This is a genomic window from Halorussus marinus (genome assembly GCF_004521895.1).
In the GTDB taxonomy this organism is placed as follows: Archaea; Halobacteriota; Halobacteria; order Halobacteriales; family Haladaptataceae; genus Halorussus; species Halorussus marinus.
Map to the genome: position 1 here is coordinate 14,757 of NZ_SBIR01000008.1, position 17,675 is coordinate 32,431.

At 70.7% G+C, this 17,675-nt stretch carries 14 protein-coding genes; 7 read left to right on the plus strand and 7 right to left on the minus strand.

The window, feature by feature from the left end; all coding sequences use genetic code 11:
- Positions 1-209: 209 nt before the first annotated feature.
- Complete coding sequence (locus EPL04_RS11315) at positions 210-914, minus strand: hypothetical protein (RefSeq protein WP_134671457.1); 705 nt, start codon at positions 912-914, stop codon at positions 210-212.
- 151 nt (positions 915-1,065) lie between these two features.
- Here EPL04_RS11315 and EPL04_RS11320 point away from each other — a divergent pair, with 151 nt between their 5' ends.
- From EPL04_RS11320 to EPL04_RS11335, 4 genes are all read left to right on the plus strand, one after another.
- Positions 1,066-4,074: an FAD-binding and (Fe-S)-binding domain-containing protein gene (locus EPL04_RS11320; protein ID WP_134671458.1), complete on the plus strand. Its 3,009-nt coding sequence runs from the start codon at positions 1,066-1,068 to the stop codon at positions 4,072-4,074.
- 63 nt (positions 4,075-4,137) lie between these two features.
- Positions 4,138-4,416 (plus strand): DUF7521 family protein, encoded by a 279-nt coding sequence (locus EPL04_RS11325; RefSeq protein WP_134671459.1) that lies wholly within the window; start codon positions 4,138-4,140, stop codon positions 4,414-4,416.
- A gap of 57 nt (positions 4,417-4,473) precedes the next feature.
- Positions 4,474-5,244 (plus strand): HpcH/HpaI aldolase family protein, encoded by a 771-nt coding sequence (locus EPL04_RS11330; protein ID WP_134671460.1) that lies wholly within the window; start codon positions 4,474-4,476, stop codon positions 5,242-5,244.
- Positions 5,241-6,461 carry a threonine synthase gene (locus tag EPL04_RS11335; protein WP_134671461.1) on the plus strand — a complete coding sequence of 407 codons (1,221 nt, stop codon included), beginning with the start codon at positions 5,241-5,243 and terminating at the stop codon, positions 6,459-6,461. The genes EPL04_RS11330 and EPL04_RS11335 overlap by 4 nt, the downstream gene beginning before the upstream one ends.
- Before the next feature lie 30 nt (positions 6,462-6,491).
- On the opposite strand, the gene EPL04_RS11340 is transcribed toward EPL04_RS11335, so the two are convergent.
- From EPL04_RS11340 to EPL04_RS11365, 6 genes are all read right to left on the minus strand, one after another.
- On the minus strand, positions 6,492-6,731 hold the full coding sequence (locus EPL04_RS11340; protein ID WP_134671462.1) for a CDGSH iron-sulfur domain-containing protein: 240 nt from the start codon (positions 6,729-6,731) through the stop codon (positions 6,492-6,494).
- A gap of 111 nt (positions 6,732-6,842) precedes the next feature.
- Entirely contained in the window at positions 6,843-8,165 is a 1,323-nt protein-coding gene (locus EPL04_RS11345; RefSeq protein WP_134671463.1) for an oxidoreductase, read from the minus strand.
- A 172-nt stretch (positions 8,166-8,337) separates the two neighbouring features.
- On the minus strand, positions 8,338-8,895 hold the full coding sequence (locus tag EPL04_RS11350; protein WP_134671464.1) for a thioredoxin family protein: 558 nt from the start codon (positions 8,893-8,895) through the stop codon (positions 8,338-8,340).
- 37 nt (positions 8,896-8,932) lie between these two features.
- On the minus strand, positions 8,933-9,484 hold the full coding sequence (locus EPL04_RS11355; RefSeq protein WP_134671465.1) for a GNAT family N-acetyltransferase: 552 nt from the start codon (positions 9,482-9,484) through the stop codon (positions 8,933-8,935).
- Between the two features lie 81 nt (positions 9,485-9,565).
- A complete protein-coding gene (locus EPL04_RS11360; protein WP_134671466.1) occupies positions 9,566-11,776 on the minus strand; it encodes an LUD domain-containing protein in 2,211 nt (736 codons plus the stop codon).
- Complete coding sequence (locus EPL04_RS11365; RefSeq protein WP_134671467.1) at positions 11,773-12,282, minus strand: LUD domain-containing protein; 510 nt, start codon at positions 12,280-12,282, stop codon at positions 11,773-11,775. The genes EPL04_RS11360 and EPL04_RS11365 overlap by 4 nt, the downstream gene beginning before the upstream one ends.
- Positions 12,283-12,455: 173 nt before the next feature.
- Between EPL04_RS11365 and EPL04_RS11370 the strand changes: the two genes are divergently transcribed.
- The 3 genes from EPL04_RS11370 to EPL04_RS11380 all read left to right on the plus strand — a co-directional run bounded on the left by EPL04_RS11370 (position 12,456) and on the right by EPL04_RS11380 (position 17,673).
- Positions 12,456-14,153, plus strand: a complete 1,698-nt coding sequence (locus tag EPL04_RS11370; RefSeq protein WP_134671468.1) for an L-lactate permease — start codon at positions 12,456-12,458, stop codon at positions 14,151-14,153.
- Between the two features lie 87 nt (positions 14,154-14,240).
- Positions 14,241-17,333: an FAD-binding and (Fe-S)-binding domain-containing protein gene (locus tag EPL04_RS11375; protein ID WP_134671469.1), complete on the plus strand. Its 3,093-nt coding sequence runs from the start codon at positions 14,241-14,243 to the stop codon at positions 17,331-17,333.
- 106 nt (positions 17,334-17,439) lie between these two features.
- On the plus strand, positions 17,440-17,673 hold the full coding sequence (locus EPL04_RS11380; RefSeq protein WP_134671470.1) for a DUF7385 family protein: 234 nt from the start codon (positions 17,440-17,442) through the stop codon (positions 17,671-17,673).
- Positions 17,674-17,675: the final 2 nt, after the last annotated feature.

Consider the following 17,675-nt stretch of genomic DNA (forward strand, 5'->3'; position numbering starts at 1 on the left):
ATCTGCATGTCGCCCCGGCGATCGCCGGCTCTACGTGTCGGTGCGCGGGGATGCGATGTCGACTCGAACGGCGTTGAACTCCGTGGTCGACCGTACGGGGTCGACGACGAAAGCATCTACGGTGTGGGCGGCCGACTGATCGGGCCGTCGGTTCGACCGCGATCGCGGCGTCGGGCCCAGAAACAGAGGGGCAACCGCGTCCTGCCGGCTCACCGCAGCAGGTGACCGGCGACCCGGTCGAGGGTCCACAGCGCGCCGAACACCGCGCCGGTGACGACGAGGTGGTTGCCGAGCAGGCTCGTCACGAACCCGATTCCGCGGGCCGCGCTCACCAGTTCGGGGCTCGGCAACGCCCCGAGCGCCCACTTGCGGCCGTACCACGCCGCCATCGCGAGCGCGCCGACGTGGGGCGCGTGCCGGACCGCGGCCGCCAGTCGCGTCGATCCGTCGAAGTCGGCGAACGCCTCGGCGCCGAACACGAAGGGCACGTAGATGAACACCAGCGCGTACACGAAACTCGACCCGAGGACGTGTTCGGCCCCCTCGGCGTACCGGCTGGCGATAACGAGCACCACCGAGACGGTCAGCGTGACGAACGAGTACATGAACACCGCGTAGCCGAACACGAGCAGGTACTCGCCGTGCTCGCGGGCCCGCTCGGTGCACCGATAGGAGTTCCTGACGGCGAGGCCCGACGAGACCAAAAAGAGCAACAGCACCGCGCCGACCGAGCCGCGGGCGGTCGACGCCGACGCCTGAAACTCCATCAGGTACACCGAGAGCGCCCCGAACATCCCGATGATGGTGAACAACTGGTGGTTCGACTCGATGAACGCCTCCAGCGACGGCGGTCCTCGGTCGGCGTCGCGGTCGTCGTCGCCCGCCCGTCCGGCGAGCGCACCCCATCGTCCCATGGCGGGAAACGCCGAGGCCACCGCATAAAGCCGGCGCAACCGACGGGTGACAGGTCGGCGCGCCGACCGGTGGGAGTCGCCGCCCGCGCCCGTGGGGCCGCCGAGTCGGTCGCGCGCCGGATTTAAGCCGTCCGGAGTGCCAACTGGTAGCATGTCATCCCCCACCGACGTCGGACCGGTCGGCCTCGACGACTACCGGGAGTCGCTCGGGATCGACGCGCCCGACGACCCCGTCCACGCCGCGCTGGCCGACGACCTGCGGGCGGCCTGCGACGGCGCGGTCCGCTTCGACGAGTACACCCAGATCCTCTACGCGACCGACGGGAGCGTCTATCAGGCCCGGCCCGCCGGCGTCGTCTTTCCGACCGACGCCGGCGACGTGCGGGCCGCGATGTCGGTCGCGGCCGACCACGGAGCGCCGGTCCTGCCCCGCGGCGCGGGGTCGTCGCTCGCGGGCCAGTCGGTCGGTCCGGGCTGTGTGGTACTCGACTGCTCGCGGCACATGGACGCGATCCTCGACGTCGATCCAGACGCCGAGCGCGCGACGGTCCAGCCCGGAGTCGTTCAGGACGACCTCGACGCCCGCCTCGCCGAGCACGGACTGAAGTTCGCGCCCGACCCAGCCTCCTCGAACCGCGCCACGGTCGGCGGCGGAATCGGCAACAACTCCACCGGCGCCCACTCGGTCCGGTACGGCATCACCGACGCGTACGTCGAGTCCTGCGAGGCGGTGCTGGCCGACGGCACCCGGATCCGGGCCCGCGAGGTGGTCCTCGACGGCCCCGAGTGGGAGGCGATCGTCGCCCGCGACGACCGGGAGGCCCGCGTCTACCGCACCGTCCGGGGGCTCGTCGAGGACAACGCCGAGGAGATCGACGCCCGCTATCCCGAACTCAAGCGGTCGGTGTCGGGGTACAACCTCCACAAGTGCGTCTACGAGAACGACGCGGGCGAGCGGTGTCTGAACCTCGCGAAGCTGTTCGTCGGCGCGGAGGGGACGCTGGGCGTGGTCGTCGAAGCGACCCTCTCGCTGGTGTCGGTGCCCGAGGAGACCGCGCTCGGGCTCTACTGCTTCTCGGATCTGGTCGAGGCGATGGCGGCGGTGCCCGACGCGCTCGATCTCGACCCCAGCGCGGTCGAACTCATGGACGAGGCGGTGTTCCGGCTCGCCCGCGAGTCGAGCGAGTACGCCGCGTACGCCGAGCCGATCCCGGCGGACGCGGCCGCGGCGCTGATGGTGGAGTTCGACTCGGAGGGCCACGACGACCTCGAGGCCGCGGTCGCGGACGCCGCCGTCGAGTTCGTCGACTCCGGGGCGGCGTTCGACGCGCTGGGGGCCCACGACGACGCCGAGCAGGCCCGGCTCTGGAAGCTCCGGAAGGCCGCCATCCCGCTGTTGATGAGCATGGAGGGCGACCCAAAACCCTACCCGTTCATCGAGGACGCGTCGGTCCCGCCCGAGGAACTCGCCGAGTACGTGCAGGGCTTTATGGGCGTGCTGGAGGCCCACGACACCTCGGCGGCGTACTTCGCCCACGCCGGGAGCGGCACCCTCCACATCCGGCCCGTGTTGAACCTCAAAGACGACGAGGGGATCCAGAAGATGCAGTCGATCGCCGAGGACGTGACCTCGCTCGTGCTCGACCACCGCGGATCCTTTTCGGGCGAGCACGGCGACGGCCTCGCCCGGACCCAGTTCAACCCGAAGCTGTACGGCCCGGAGCTCTGGACGGCGTTCAAGGAGCTCAAGACCGCGTTCGACCCCGACTGGCGGCTCAACCCCGGCAAGGTGGTGTTCCGCGAGTCGCCGGCGGACGTCGGCCCGGACGCCGACCGCGGGGTCGGGGCCGACATGCGCGAACACCTCCGGTACGGGCCCGCCTACGCCTCGCTCGAACCGTCGACCGAGCAGGAGTTCTCCGAGGAGGGCGGCTTCTCGCACCTCGTGGAGCTGTGTAACGGCTGTGGCACCTGTCGCCAGACCGATTCGGACGTGATGTGTCCCTCCTACCGGGGGATGGACGAGGAAATCGCGACCACCCGGGGCCGGGCGAACATGCTTCGGGCGGCCATCTCGGGAGAACTCCCGCCCGAGGAGATCTTCACCGAGCGCTTCCAGCGGGAGGTGTTAGACCTCTGCCTTGGCTGTAAGGGGTGTCAGAGCGACTGCCCGACTGGCGTCGACCTCGCGAAGCTCAAGGCCGAGGTCAAACACCGCTACCACGAGCGGGAGGGCGCGGGGCTCCGCGAGCGGCTGTTCGCCGAGGCCGACCGGCTGTTGCGGGTCGGGTCGGCGCTCGCGCCCGTCTCGAACTGGCTGGCGAACGCGCCGGGGACGGGGCTGATCGCCGAGAAGGTCGCCGGGGTGGCCCGCGAGCGCGACCTCCCCGAGTTCGCCGACCAGTCGTTCGCGTCGTGGTTCGGGTCCCGGGGCGGCCCCCGAATCGCGCCCGAGGACGCCGTCGACCGGGTGGTGCTCGTCCCCGACACGTTCACCAATTACGTCTACCCCGAGACCGGGCGGGCCGCGGTCGCGGTCCTCGAAGCCGCCGGCGTCCGAGTCGCGGTCCCAGACCTCGCCCCGAGCGGTCGGGCGGCCTACTCGGAGGGGTTTCTGGACCTCGCTCGCGAGCGCGCCGAGGCCAACGTGGGGGCGCTCGCACCTCGTGTCCGGGAGGGCTGGTCGGTCTGTTACGTCGAGCCCTCCGACGCCGCGATGACCCGCGACGAGTACCTCGATCTGATCGACGACCCGGACGCGGACCGGCTCGCCCGGAACGCCTACGGGGTCTGTGAGTACCTCGATCGCGAGTCGGCCCTCGACCGACTCGATTTCGAGGCGCCCGACGACCGGCTGGCCTACCACGGCCACTGCAACCAGAAGGCGCTCGGCACCGACGGCCACGCCGCCGAGGTCCTCCGGCGGGCGGGCTACGAGGTCGAGGCCGTCGACTCGGGGTGTTGCGGGATGGCCGGGAGCTTCGGCTACCGCGCCGAGCACTACGACCTCTCGCAGTCGATCGCGGGACTATTGGGCGATCAGCTCCGGGACGCCGACGCCGACGCGGTGGTCGCGCCCGGCGCGTCGTGTCGGACTCAGCTCGCCGACCGGCGGCCGGCCCACCCGATCGAGCGGCTGGCGACCGCGCTCGATCGCTGATTATCCTCGCTGATACCGCCGGATAGCTTTAACAGGCTGTGTTGAGTAGGCTCAGGGGACCGAATGCAACCGATGGAAATCGTCTACGTCGCTCTCAGCGCCGCCCTCGTCGTCGTCGGGCTCACGCTCGTCGCGAAGGCGGCCCGCGCGTACGTCGAGACCGAGCGCCGGTCGATGTTGCTGCTGATGGTCGGCTTCTCGCTCGTCGTCGCCGCCGCGGCCGCCACCACGTTCAGCGCGTTTCTCACGGACTTCTCGAACAGCAAAATCCTGCTGACGGTCAACTACGCGGTCACTACGGTCGGGTACCTGTTCATCGTCGCCAGCGTCCGGGCCGACTGACCGCTGTCGCCTGCCGGCTCGCAAACCTACTTGCCGCGGGCCCGCGACGATAGGTCCGTGACAGAGTTCAAACGCCGGCTCCGGCGGGGCGACCCCGTCACGGGCCAGTGGCTCTCGATCGGCGATCCCACCGTCGCGGAGCTCTGCGGTCGGGACGCCGACTTCGTCGTGATCGACACCGAACACGCCCAGACCGACGTCGAAGCCGTCGCCGACGCGGCCCGCGCGGTCGAGGCCGCCAGCGACGGCGCGGCCGCGACGCTCGCCCGCGTGGCGTGGAACGATCCGGTCCGGGTCAAGCGCGTGCTAGACACCGGCGTTTCCGGTGTCCTCGTCCCGATGGTCGAGACCGCAGAGGAGGCTCGCGAGGCCGTCGAGGCGGTCCGGTATCCACCCGAGGGCGTCCGGGGAATCGCCGGCTCGCGCGCGAACGACTACGGTCGAGACCTCGCCGCGGCGGTCGAGGACGGCGGCGAGGAACTGGTGACGGTGGTGCAGGTCGAGACCGAGCGCGCGGTCGGGAACGCCCGCGACATCGCGGCGGTCGAGGGGATCGACGCCCTGCTCGTGGGTCCGGCGGACCTCTCGGCGTCGCTCGACGTGTTCGGGGCCTACGAGTCCGCCCGGTTCCGCGAGGCGGTGACCGAGGTGCTCGATGCGGCCCACGGCGTCGACACCCCGGTCGGGACGCTCGCGACGACCGTCGAGGAGATCGACCTATGGGCCGACTACGGCTACGACTACCAGCTCGTGGGCGTCGACGCCGGCTACGTCGCGGCGGGCGTCGAACGCGCGACCGACGCGTACGAAGACGCGATGGGTGAATGACGCGGCTCGTCTGCTATCGCTGCGGCGAGACCGCCGCGTTTCCCGAGCGCAAGCGGTGTGAGTGTGGCGAACCGCTGTGGTTCGACACCGACGGCGCGGCCGCGGGCTTCGCGTGGCCAGACGGGGACGCCCCGGGACGGACCGGCGGGCCGTGGCGCTACGCAGACCTGCTACCGGTCGAGCGCCGCGACGGCGTCGGCGCCGGCGCGGGTGACACCCCGCTGGTCCGGGCCGCCGGCCTCGACGACGACGCGGGCTGTCGGCTCTGGCTGAAAGACGAGAGCCAGAATCCGACGGGGAGCTTCAAGGACCGCGGGAGCGCGGTCGGGGTCGCGTGGGCCGCCGCGAACGACCGCCCGTGGGTCGGTACGGTCTCGCACGGCAACATGGCGATCAGCACCGCGGCCCACGCCGCGGGCACCGACGCCGACTGCGTCGTGTTGGTCCCCGACGACATCTCGGCCGAGCGACTCGCCGCGATCGCGCAGTACGACCCCCGAATCCTGCGGGTCTCGGGCGACTACGGCCGGCTCTACTACGACGCGCTCGACGCCGACGTCCCGGTCGAGTTCGTCAACTCCGACACCCCGCTCCGGGTCGCGGGCCAGAAGACAACCGCGCTCGAAATTTGTGCGGCGTTCGCGGCCGGCGCGGGCGACCCCGACCGGACGGCGCCCGACGCGATCGTGTTACCGACCAGCAGTGGCGGCCACGCCAGCGCGTCGTGGAAAGCGCTTCGGGAGCTCGAAGCCGCGGGCCTGCTCGACGCCGACTCGCTCCCGCGGCTCTGTCTCGTGCAGGCGGCGGCCTGCGACCCCATCGCCGAAGCCTACCGCGAGGGCCGCGAGGAAGTGACCGCCGTCGACGCCGGCGAGACGGTCGCCTACTCGATTGCCAACGCCGACCCCCCGAGCGGAACTCGGGCGCTCGCCGCGGTCCGCGCGACGGGCGGGGCGGTCGTCTCGGTCCCGGACGAGGAGATACTCGACGCTCAGTCGACGCTCGCGGCCGAGGCCGGCTTCTGCGCGGAGGTCGCCTCCGCGACGACGCTCGCGGGGATCCGGCGGCTCTCGGCGGCGGGCGAACTCGCGGCCGACGACGCGGTGGTCGCGGTGCTGACCGGGACCGGGTTCAGGGAGCTCGACGCCGACGGCGAGACGCCCGAGGCGGTCGATCTCGGGACCCTCCCCGAGCGCCTCCGGGCGCTCGCGGAGTAGCTCGCCCGGAGACGAGTCGGCCGCTTCTCCTCACTCGTCGGCGAAGACGATCTCCTCGATCTCGCGGCGCTCGCCGTCGGCGTCGTCGCCGTCGTACTTGTAGACGGTCTCGGCCGCCTCGTCGTCGGTCGCGCGGTGCGAGCCGTCGCAGAACGGGTACGATCCCGACAGGCCGCACAGGCAGACCGCGACGTCTCCTTTCTCCTCGTCGAGGTCGCTCTCGTCGAGCTTGAGCGGGCCGGTCGCCTCGTGGGTGATCTCGCGAGCCATGGCGGCGATTGGACCGCCCGTCACCTAACGCTGGCGTCCTCTCGCGTACGGGTCGCCTCCGGGGCGAGCGCGTCGCTCCCGTCGGCTTCGACCGCCGACCGGTTCGTGCGCTCACTCCTCGCGCGCGCCGGTTTCGGCGTCGCCCGGCAGTTCGTACGCGCCCGCCCGGTCGAGTTCGCCCCGCTCGGCCAGCACCGCGGGGGTCCGACAGACGCCGCGGGCGCCGGTCGCCTGCGGGACGGTGCAGTTGTTGCAGTTCTCGCAGAGCGCGCCGGCGTCCTCGCTGTCGAGGATGCGGGCGGGGAGTCGCGGCTCGGCGTAGAAGGGCCGGCCCATCCCGACCGCGTCGCAGGCCTCGCCCACCAGCCGGTCGATCTGCTCGTGGTCGCGGATCCCGCCTTCGAGCAACACCGGGATCGAGACGCGCTCGCGCACCCGTCGAGCGAGGTCGGCGTTCCACCCGGGCTCGAAGTCGTAGGCGAGCGCTTCGAGCCGGTTTGCCGCGGCCACCGCCGCGGCCCGCCACCGGCCGCCGAACGCCGCGGCGTACCCCGACCGGAAGCGGTCGTCGCGCCACGCTCGCTCGGGGAACTCCCCGCGGACGATGCTCATGTCCCAGAACGTCGAGGCCGTCACGGGCACCACGGCGTCGTAGCCGATCTCGTCGAGGCGGGCGCAGATCTCGACCGCGTCGTCGGCGCCGAGTCGCCTGCGGACGAACGGCGGCGCCTCGGTCTCGGCGGGCACCTTCGCCATCAGCGCCACGTCGCCGGCCCGCGCCCGGATCTCGTCGTGGACGACCGACAGGAACCGGACGCCGTCGGCGAACTCGTCGTCCCGACGGTTGTAGAACGGCGAGAGGAACTGCTGGACCAGCCCCATGTTCGCGCCCGCGATGTGGACCCCGTCGTAGCCCGCCTCGACCGCGGACGCCGCCGCGCGCCCGAAGTCGGCGGCGAGGTCGTACACCGCCTCCGTGGTGAGCACTTCCGGGTCGTAGCTGAGAAACCCGAGCCGGTCGAGCGCCCGGAGGACTCGGGGCGGCCGCGAGACCGCGAGCTGGCGCAGTTCGGGGTGTTCGCGGCGGTACTCGGCGTGCCACGTCTCCATGCTCCGGAGCCCGCCGTGTTCGAGCTGGACGAAGATCCGGCCGCCGTGGTCGTGGATCGCGTCGGTCAGCCGGGCGAGTCGGGCGACGAACTCGGGATCGGCGACGCTGGTCATCCCCGGGGCGGCACAGCCGCCCTCCTCGCGGACGATGGTCGCGCCCTGACAGACGAGGCCGGCGCCGGCCGCCGCGGCGGGTTCGAGCTCCCGGATCAGGGTGTCGACCGCGTCCGGGCCGTTGCCCGCACATTCGAGCAGTGGCGCGCGGTAGAGCCGGTTCGGCAGGCGGAGTCCCCCGATTTCGAGGGGGTCTTCGAGCGCTGACACGACGAGGCGTTCGACGCCCGGTGAGGAAAGCGTTGTCCCCCCGCGGCGGGTATCCGGCGTGACAGCCGCCCTCGCTGGCGGGGTCGGCTCCTCGCGGGACGTTCTCGCTGGCCGCCGCGGCGTCGGCGGGCGGCGCCGGGACTCGCCCGCGCCCGACTCCGAACGCTTGGTCTCACTTCCACTTGATCGAACAGCCCCGCGAGGGCATGAACTCCAGGTCCACGTCCTCGCCCGCCAGCACCGCGTCGATGGCGTCCCGGACGTACACTTCGGTCGCCTCGTCGTCGGGGTTGAGCGCGTCGTCGAGCCGGCCGTGGTACGCTAGCGTGAAGGTGTCGCCCTCGTTGCGCAGGACGAACGGATCGGGAGTACAGACCGCGCCGTAGGCGTCGGCGACCGCCTGTGTCTCGTCGCGGAGGTAGGCGTCGTACCGGATCGTACCGTCCTCGACGTATTCGACCATCTTCTCGAACGAGTCGTCGGGGTACTCCTCGGCGTCGTTGGGGTTGACCCCGACGACCGCGGCGTCGTCGTACTCGGCGGCCACGTCGTTGAGCAGTTCGAATTTCGCCTGCGCGTACGGGCAGTGGTTGCAGGTAAACACCAGCAAGACCGCCTCGTAGTCGGCGAACGACTCCAGCGTGTACGTCTCGCCGTCGGTCCCCTCCAGTTCGAAGTTCGGCACCGGATCCTCGCGCTCCAGTTCCGTCTCGGATTCTTTCATCACCATGCGCGGCGTTTGGGTGGCCGTCCCAAAGTAAATTGCTCTACTCGGTCCGCCAGTCGGCGCGCAACAGCCCGTACCACAGCATATCGCGGTACTCCCCGCGGAACCACGCGGCCTCGCGCAACCGGCCCTCGCGCTCGAAGCCGAGCGACTCCAGCAGGCCGATCGAGGCGTCGTTGAACGCCCCGACCCGCGCGCTCGCCCGCCGGAGGTTCAGATCCTCGAACGCGTACCGGACCAGTTCGGCGACCGCGTCCGAGCCGTACCCGTTTCCGTGGTGTTCCGGGGCGACGTAGTAGCCGATCTCGGCGGCCCGCGACCGATCGGTCGCGCCCGGCCCGTACTCGGTGCCGGTCAGCGAGACGACCCCGACCGGCGCGTCGCCGTCCCAGATCAGACAGTGGACGTGATCCTCGTCCGAGAGCACGTCCTCGAAGAACTCCGTTCCCTGTTCGCGGTTCATCGGGGTCGCGTCGAGCGCGGGCCGCCAGACGCGGGGGTCGTTCATGCAACGCTGGACGAACTCGACGTCCGCGGCCTCGACGGGCCGAAGCGTCACCGCGTCGGCCTCCAGAAAGACGGGTCCCGGCATGGCCCGGGCTTGTCCGGCGGCCGAAAAAAAGCTACCGCGAGCGTGCGAATCAGTGCCAACCACTCCGTCCCGCCGTCGCCCTCACCGTCCGGGGTCGACGAGCTGGACGGGGTGGCGCGACGGTCGCGAGAGCAGCGAGTCGAGCTGTTCGAGACACGAGGTGCCGCTGGCGACCACCGTCCGGTCGCGGGCGTCTGGCTCGCGGAACTGCTCGCCGAGGTCCTCGCCGACCGCCCGGCTCAGATCGTAGTATTCGGACTTGTAGCCGAAGCTCCCCGCCATCCCGCAACACTCCACGTCGGAGGTGAGCACGTCGTAGTCGAGCGCCTCCAGCACCGCTTCGGTGTGGCCCGCCAGCCCGAGGGTGCGCTGCTGGCAGTGGCTGTGGTAGGCGACTCGCTCGCCGTCCCCGCCCGCCAGCGCGTCGCCGGGCGCGCCGTTCTCCAGCAGGCCGTAGACGTACTCCATCACCTCGTAGCTGGCGTCGGCGAGTCGCTCGTGGGCGGCCTCGGGGAGCAGTCGCTCGTACTCGCGGTGGAACATCGCGAGGTCGCTCGGCTCGATCACCACGACGTCCCGACCCGCGTCGACGTGCTCGGCAAGCGCCGCGTAGGTCTCGCTCGCCAGCTCGTCGGCGGTCGCGACCATCCCCTGCGAGAGCGGTGCGCGCCCGCTCTCGGGGGCTTCTGTCACCCGGACCCGGACGCCCAGCGCCTCCAGGGTCCGGACCGCGGCCTTCCCGCGCTCGGTCTGGATGTGGTTGGTGTACACGTCGGGGTACAGCACCGCCTCCCGGTCGGCCGCCTCGGGGCCGACCCGCGGGCCGCGGTCGGCGAACCACTCGACGAGCGTCTCGCGCTCGAACGACGGGAGCTCGCGCCGGCTGTCGATCCCGACGAACCGCTCTAACAGCCGACGGGAGGGGTCGGCGCTCGCCAGCCAGTTCGAGAGCGGCGCGGTCGCGCTCCCGAGCTTCGCGAGGGTGCCGAAGTTGCCGAAAAAGCGCTTCTGGATGTCCAGCCCCGACGGCTCCGCGTCGGGCGAGAGCCCGTCGACGAGGAACTCGAACTCGCTGGGGGCGCCCTCGCGGTTGAGCCGGTCGCGCACCACCGTGTTGATCCACGGGATGTCGATCTTCACCGGACACTGGTTCACACAGCGCGAACAGCCCGTACAGAGGTCGTTGAACTCGCTGGCGCTGTCCTCGCCGTGGACGCCGGCCTCCCACCCGGTGGCGATGCCGCCCGAGTAGGTCTCGCCGCCGAAGGCGTGGCCGCCGACCTGCTGGAAGTTCGCACACGAGTTCGCACAGGCGCTACACCGGATGCAGTACAGCGTCTCGCGGAGCTGGTCGTCCTCGCGCATCGCCATCCGGCCGTTGTCGAGCAACACGAGGTGGAACTCCCGGTTGGCGTCCTGCTCGGAGAGGGTCGCCTCGCCGTCGAACTCGACGGTCGGCGACTCGCCGGGCGGCGAGAACAGCGAGATGTAGGAGGTGATGTCCTGGCCGGTCCCCGACCGGCCGATGAGTTCGACGAACGGGTGGAGGTCCCGGAGGTTCGGTACCAGCTTCTCGACGCCCGCGACCGCGACGTGGGTGTCGGTCGCCTGAACGGTCTTGCGGGCGTTGCCCTCGCTCGTGACGAGCGCGAGGGTGCCGGTGTCGGCCGCGACGAAGTTCGCGCCGGTCATCCCGACCTCGGCCTCCTCGATGCGCTCGCCGAGGTACTCGCGGGCGAACTGGGTCAGCTCCTCGGCGGTTTCGAGGGGCTCGTCGGGCTCGAAGTGGGCGTTGAACAGCTCGGCGATCCCCTCCCGGGACTTGTGGATGGCGGGCGCGACGATGTGGCTCGGGGCCTCGTCGGCGACTTGAAGGACGAACTCCCCGAGGTCGGTCTCCCAGACGTCGGTCCCCCTCGCTTCGAGGTGGTCGTTGACCTCGATCTCCTCGGTGGTCATCGACTTGCTCTTGACCAGCGTGTCGGCGTCGCGGTCCGCGACGACCTCCGCGATGTAGCGGTTGGCGTCCGCGGCGTCGTCGGCGAGGTAGACCGTCCCGCCGTTGGCCTCGACGCTCGCTCGGACCTGCTCGATCAGCTCCGGGAGCCGTTCGATGGCGTCCTCCTTGATCGCCCGCGCTCGCTCTTTCAGCCCCTCGTAGTCGTCGAGGCCCCCGACCGACTCGTACCGGCCCTCGTTGAACCCCTTGGTGTTCGCGGCGACCGCCTCGCCCTCCGCGGCGAGGGTCTGGCGGATCTTCGCGGCCTTGGCCGCCCGTGACTCGGAGCTCATCGGTCCTCCAGCACGACGACGTGGACGTCTTTCGGCCCGTGGGCGCCCTTCACGAGCGAGCCCATGTCGGCGGTCGCGCTCGGCCCGGTCGCGATGATGGCGTCGCCGGCCTCGTCGGTCATCGCGTCGGCGAGCCGCCCGAAGGCGGTCTCCATGTCGGGCACTACGTCGCTCTCGGCGAGCACCGCGACGTGGCGCTCGGGGTAGAGTGCGACCGGCTCGGTGCCGGGCGCGTCCGGTCGCAGGACGACCGACCCGTAGTCGGCGATGGCGAACTCGGCGGCGGTCACGCCCGTCGCGGCCGCGTCGAGTTCGGCCGGCGTCGGGTCGCTGGTCACGTCGGTCCCGGCCAGCGAGACGCCCTCGAACGGGAGGGCGACACCGACCGCCGGCCCGGTGACGGCGTCCGCGAGCGTCGCCTCGAAGGCCGCGGCCGTCGTCCGCGACCACGTCACCCCGAGTCCATCCAGCGATTCCTCGAACTCGTCGGTCGCCTGCGCGCTCATGGCTGGATCTTGTGAGGGGATCCAATTAGGTATTGTGTCACCGACCGCCCCTCGTCGGCGGCTCGACGGCTCGAACGGCAGGAACGCTCCGGGAAAATAATTATTTTTAATTAGCTTTATGTAGAAAGTTACTTACCGACATTATCGATCGGTTAAAACATGGAGGCACGCCAATGGTAAGCGTCGCTGTGCTCGCGCTCGCTGGAGCAGTGCCCATCGGTGCCGCGTTCGCCCTGCTCGTCGGCCTCAGGTGGTCGGCGGCCCGGGCGATGGGCGTCGGATGGGTGCTCGCGACGGTACTGGGTCTGACCCTCTGGGGGATGGAGCCGACGTGGTGGGCCGCGTCGGCGATCTACGGCGCGCTCCAGGCGGTCAGCATCATCCTCATCGTCTTCGGGGCGATACTCCTGATGAACTACCTCGACGGGAGCGGGGCCATCTCGACGATCAGGTGGTACTTCACCCAGATCGCCGAGGACCGCCGCATCCAGTTGCTCCTGATCGGGATCGGCTTCGAGACGATCATCGAGGGCGCGGCGGGCTTCGGGACGCCCGGCGCGCTGGCCGCGCCGCTGTTCATCGGTCTGGGCTTCCCGCCGCTGGCCGCCGCGGTGTTCGGCCTGCTGTTCAACGCCCCGAGTCCGCCGTTCGGCGCCGCGGGGACCCCCGTCCTCGGCGGCGTCGGGTCGGTCATCGGCGCGGAGTCGCTCCCGGCCGGGATGTCCCAGATCGAGTTTCTGAATCTGGTGTCTGCGTGGACCGGCGTCGTCACCGGGCTCACCTTCGCGTTCTGGGGCGTTCTCGCGGTCGTGTTGCTCGGCTACTGGTTCGGCGACGAGGACGAGCGCTCGTTCGCGGGCGCGCTCCGAGTCGCGCTCCCGGCGGTGCCGTTCGCGCTCGTGCTCGGCGTCGTCGCAGGCGTCTCGCAGGCCGCGGTCGCGTGGTTCCTCGGCCCGGCACTGCCCGACATCGCCTCCGGGTTCGTCGCGCTCGGCGTCGGGGTGCTCATGGCCAACCGCGGAGTGCTGGTGCCCGACGACGACTGGGAGTTCCCCGACGAGGAGTCGTGGACCGACTCGTGGCGCGGCGGCCTCGACCTCGACGAGATACAGACCGACAGCCCGCGCAAGGAGATGTCGGTGGTGCTCGCGTGGACGCCCTACCTGCTCGTGGCGGGGGTCCTGCTCGTCACGCGGTGGCCCGGCCTCGGCCTGCTCGACGCCATCCAGCAGTACACGGTCGGGATCGACAGCATCCTCGGCACCGAGCTCTCGTTCTCGATCCGGTATCTCTACCTGCCGGGGACGATGCCGTTCATCCCGGTCGCGATCCTGACCGGGGCGCTCCACCGGATGGACGCCGACGAGATGGTCGACGCGTGGCGCGACTCCATCTCGCAGGTCTCCTCGGCGGCGGTCACGCTCGTGGTCGCGGTGTCGATGAGCCAGGTCATGATTCAGTCGGCGACCAACCCGGAGGGCGTGATCGGGATGATGGAGGCGCTCTCGCGGGTGCTCGCGCTGGGCGCGGGCGAACTCCTGCCGATGGTCTCGCCGTGGATCGGCGCGCTCGGATCGTTCATGACCGGGAGCAACACCTCCTCGGACATCCTGTTCAGCGCGCTCCAGTTCGACGCCGCGGGCGACGTGGGCATCTCGCGGGTCGTCGTCGTCGCGCTCCAGAACGTCGGCGGCGGCATCGGTAACATGGTGTCGGTGCTGAACGTCGCCGCGATCTGCGGGGTCGTCGGTATCACGGGCCGGGAGGGCGACATGCTCCGCAAGACCGTCGTCCCGACCGCGATCTTCGCGGTGGTCGCCGGCCTGCTCGGGATGGCGTTCGCCTACGTGCTCGTTCCGGGGCTGTTCTGAGCCCGCCGGCCCTCGTCGCCGGCCCCGAGCCGGCAAACCGGTTCGGGATCGCGGCGTTTTATCCCTCTCAACTCCCAATACTCCGACATGGCCAGCAGACCGACCGGCTCCCGCGACCCCGCAGACGGCGGGGACTACGACTACCGTAGCGACGACGTCGATCGCCCCGGCTTGGTCTCGGATCTCGACGCCCGCGTGGCGGGCGACGTGCGCTTCGATTCGTACACCCGCCAGCTGTACGCGACCGACGCCAGCATCTACGAGCAGACCCCGATCGGCGTCGTGTTCCCGACCTCGACCGACGACGTGGCCGCGGTGATGACTTACTGCGCCGAGCGGGAGATACCGGTCCTCCCGCGGGGCGGGGGCACCAGCCTCGCGGGCCAGACCGTCAACGAGGCGGTCGTGCTCGATTTCACCCGCCACATGGACGGGCTGGTCTCGTTCGACCCCGACGAGGCGCTCGCGGTCGCCCAGCCGGGCATCACGCTCGGCGAACTCAACGCCGCGCTCGCGCCCGACGGCCTGAAGTTCGCGCCCGACCCGGCGTGGGGCGACAAGAGCGTCCTCGGCGGCGCGATCGGGAACAACTCGACGGGGGCTCACTCGCTGAAGTACGGCAAGACCGACGCGTACGTCGAGTCGTGCGAGGTCGTCTTGGCGGACGGCACCGTGACGACGTTCGGCGAGGTCTCGCTCGACGAACTCCGAGCCCGGGCCGACCCGGCGGCCGAGGACCTCCAAGCCCGCATCTACGCCGAACTCGTCCGTCTCATCGACGAGGAGGCCGACGAGATCGAGGCCCGGTTCCCCGACATGAAGCGCAACGTCTCGGGGTACAACCTCGACGTGCTCGTCGAGGAGGCCCGCGAGGCCCAGCGCGGCTCGGAACGTGCGAGCGGTGGCGCCCCGAGCGACGGTGGCTCGATCAACCTCGCCAAACTGCTCGCCGGGAGCGAGGGCACCCTCGGGATCGTCACCGAGGCGACGGTCTCGCTCGAACCCGTCCCCGAGACCAAGGCGGTCGCGCTCCTCGCCTACGACGACGTGATCGACGCGATGGAGGACGTCGCCCCGATCCTCGAACACGACCCGGCGGCCGTCGAGGTGATGGACGACGTGTTGCTCGACCTCGCGGCCGAGACCGACGAGTTCGCGGACGTGGTCGCGATGCTCCCCGACGGGACCGACTCGGTGTTGCTCGTGGAGTTCTACGCCGAGGACGACGCCCACGGCCGCGAGCAGGTCGCGGACCTCGTCGCCGATCGGGTGCCGGACGCGACCACCGCGGCCGCCCCGAGCGACGGCGCGGCGGCGACCACCGACGCGGCCCGGCGGGCGGTCGCGGCGATGGAGGCCCACGCCGACGACGAGCGCGCCCGCTTCTGGAAGATGCGCAAGTCCGGGCTCCCCATCCTGCTGTCCCGGACCGGCGACGAGAAGCACTTCGCGTTCCTCGAAGACACCGCGATCCCGCCCGAGAACCTCCCGGAGTACGTCGCGGAGTTTCAGGCGATCCTCGACGACCACGACACGTTCGCGAGCTACTACGCCCACGCCGGGCCGGGCGTGCTCCACATCCGACCGCTGGTCAACACCAAGACCGACGACGGGGTCGAGACGATGCGCTCGATCGCCGACGCGGTGACCGACCTCGTGGTGAAATACGACGGGAGCGTCTCGGGCGAGCACGGCGACGGCCGCGCCCGGACCCAGTGGAACCGCAAGCTCTACGGCGAGCGCCTCTGGCAGTCGTTCCGCGATCTCAAGACCGCGTTCGACCCCGACTGGCTTCTCAACCCCGGGCAGGTGTGTGGCGACGTCGACATGACCGAGAATCTGCGATTCGACCCCGACTACGAGTTCGACGCGCCGTTCGACCCGGCGCTCGACTGGGACAACGAGAACGGCTTTCAGGGGATGGTCGAGCTCTGTCACGGCTGTGCGGGCTGTCGGGGCGAGCAGGAGACCACCGGCGGCGTGATGTGTCCGACTTACCGGGCCGCCGACGAGGAGATCACCTCGACCCGAGGCCGGGCGAACATGCTCCGGCGCGCGATGACCGGCGACCTGCCCGACGAGGAACTGTTCTCCGAGGAGTTCGCCGACGAGGTGCTGGACCTCTGCATCGGCTGTAAGGGCTGTAAACACGACTGTCCGAGTGGGGTCGACATGGCGAAGCTCAAAGCCGAGATCGAACACGAGAACCACCGCCGGGACGGCGTCTCGATCCGCGACCGGCTGTTCGGCGACCCCGAGACGCTGCTGTCGCTGGGGAGCGCGTTCGCGCCCCTCTCGAACTGGGCGACGAAGCTCCCGGGCGCCCGGACGCTCGTCGAGAAGACGGTGGGCATCGCGCGCGACCGGACGCTCCCGTCGTTCGAGCGCGAGACGTTCCGCGAGTGGTTCGCCGACCGCGGCCCGCGGGTCGACCCCGAGGCGGCCGACCGGAAGGCGCTGCTCGTCGCCGACCCCTACACCAACTACAGCCACCCCGAGGTCGGGAAGGCGGCGGTCCGGGCGCTCGAAGCCGCGAACGTCCACGTCCGCGTCCCCGACGACGTCACCGACAGCGGTCGCCCCGCGTTCTCGAAGAGCCTCCTCGACCGGGCGCGCGAGACCGCCCGCGAGAACGTCGCCGCGCTCGCGCCCCGCGTCGCGGACGGCTGGGACGTGGTCGTCGCCGAGCCCTCCGACGCCGTGATGTTCCAGTCGGACTACTTCGACCTGCTCGGCGACGACCCCGCGGTCTCGGGGTCGGACCTCGACGCCGTCGCCGCCAGCGCGTACGGCGTCTGTGAGTATCTCGACGCGTTCGGGCTCGACGAGAACGCCGCGTTCGAGGCCCCCGGCGAGTCGCTTTCCTACCACGGTCACTGCCACCAGAAGGCGACCAAGAAAGACCACCACGCGGTCGGGGTCCTCCGGCGGGCGGGCTACGAGGTGGACCCGCTGGACTCGGGGTGTTGCGGGATGGCCGGGAGCTTCGGCTACGAGGCCGAACACTTCTCGATGAGCGAGGCCATCGGCGAGATCCTGTTCGAGCAGGTCGAGGACAGCGACGGCGACGTGGTGGTCGCGCCCGGCGCGTCGTGTCGGACCCAGCTCGGCGACCGGGATGGCGACGCCCCCGAGCCGCCCCACCCGATCGAGAAGGTCGCCGAGGCCGTCGCGGAGTGACTCCGCGACCGGCGCCGTCGCGCGCCGGACGGCCGACCGCGGGGCCGGGCTCGGGGTGTTCGAGCGATACAGTTATCCGGACGCCGCCCAATCGCAATCGCGAGCCATGAACCGGAGCGAGCTCGACGAGTTGCTCTCGTCGCTGACGCCCCACGAGTCGGCCGACACCGTGAACACGTACCGGAACACGGTCAGCATCGCGTGTCCGGCCTGCGAGGAGCCGTTCGACGATCTGGTCGTCTGCGAGGGCGAGTACGACAGCCTCGAACTGAGTCAGGTGCTCGACCTCTGCGTGACGACCGCCGACGACGACGTGTTGCTGTTCACCCACCAGCACTGACC

Excerpts from the sequence above, each read along its gene's own strand:
- EPL04_RS11355 (WP_134671465.1), bottom strand. The coding sequence starts at position 9,484 with ATGCCGGGACCCGTCTTTCTGGAGGCCGACGCGGTGACGCTTCGGCCC.
- EPL04_RS11380 (WP_134671470.1), top strand. The coding sequence starts at position 17,440 with ATGAACCGGAGCGAGCTCGACGAGTTGCTCTCGTCGCTGACGCCCCAC.
- EPL04_RS11320 (WP_134671458.1), top strand. The coding sequence starts at position 1,066 with ATGTCATCCCCCACCGACGTCGGACCGGTCGGCCTCGACGACTACCGG.
- EPL04_RS11350 (WP_134671464.1), bottom strand. The coding sequence starts at position 8,895 with ATGGTGATGAAAGAATCCGAGACGGAACTGGAGCGCGAGGATCCGGTG.
- EPL04_RS11325 (WP_134671459.1), top strand. The coding sequence starts at position 4,138 with ATGCAACCGATGGAAATCGTCTACGTCGCTCTCAGCGCCGCCCTCGTC.
- EPL04_RS11370 (WP_134671468.1), top strand. The coding sequence starts at position 12,456 with ATGGTAAGCGTCGCTGTGCTCGCGCTCGCTGGAGCAGTGCCCATCGGT.
- EPL04_RS11360 (WP_134671466.1), bottom strand. The coding sequence starts at position 11,776 with ATGAGCTCCGAGTCACGGGCGGCCAAGGCCGCGAAGATCCGCCAGACC.
- EPL04_RS11365 (WP_134671467.1), bottom strand. The coding sequence starts at position 12,282 with ATGAGCGCGCAGGCGACCGACGAGTTCGAGGAATCGCTGGATGGACTC.
- EPL04_RS11340 (WP_134671462.1), bottom strand. The coding sequence starts at position 6,731 with ATGGCTCGCGAGATCACCCACGAGGCGACCGGCCCGCTCAAGCTCGAC.
- EPL04_RS11315 (WP_134671457.1), bottom strand. The coding sequence starts at position 914 with ATGGGACGATGGGGTGCGCTCGCCGGACGGGCGGGCGACGACGACCGC.
- EPL04_RS11335 (WP_134671461.1), top strand. The coding sequence starts at position 5,241 with ATGACGCGGCTCGTCTGCTATCGCTGCGGCGAGACCGCCGCGTTTCCC.
- EPL04_RS11375 (WP_134671469.1), top strand. The coding sequence starts at position 14,241 with ATGGCCAGCAGACCGACCGGCTCCCGCGACCCCGCAGACGGCGGGGAC.